Raw genomic sequence first — 483 nt, 5'->3', positions numbered from 1 at the left:
CTCGTAGACCTCTTTTTGAATGAGGACACGGCTACCAGCAGAGCAGGTCTGGCCTGCGTTCTGGATGATCGCTCCCACGATCACAGGCACTGCCTTGTCGAGGTCGGCATCTGCAAACACCACCTGAGGGCATTTACCACCCAGCTCCAGCACGCATTTGACGTGGTTGACGGCAGCAGCGGTTTGAATGGCGACTCCGACATCAGGAGAGCCGGTGAAGGTGATCAGGTTGATGCCTGGGTGACCCGCCAGCGCGGCGCCCGCTTCGCGACCATAGCCGGTCACGATATTCAGCGCGCCAGCAGGCAGACCGGCCTCTGCGGCAATCTCGGCGAAGCGAAGCGACGTCATGCATGCATCTTCTGCTGGCTTGACGATCGATGCGTTGCCCATGGCCAACGCAGGCGCAATCGTACGCCCGAGCATCTGAGCCGGGTAGTTCCAGGGGATGATGTGACCCACCACACCACAGGCTTCTCTGAC

The 483-nt window shown here is 60.7% G+C and carries 1 protein-coding gene; it reads right to left on the bottom strand.

The features are described 5' to 3' along the window. Window positions 1-483: aldehyde dehydrogenase family protein (locus KMS84_RS43820; RefSeq protein WP_256921284.1), on the bottom strand; the 483-nt coding region annotated here is incomplete at both ends.

This window comes from Streptomyces hilarionis, from assembly GCF_024539675.1.
Taxonomy (GTDB): Bacteria; Actinomycetota; Actinomycetes; order Streptomycetales; family Streptomycetaceae; genus Streptomyces; species Streptomyces hilarionis.
The sequence above is the reverse complement of the archived record's forward strand: the minus strand, read 5'-3'. Positions and strand labels throughout refer to the sequence as shown.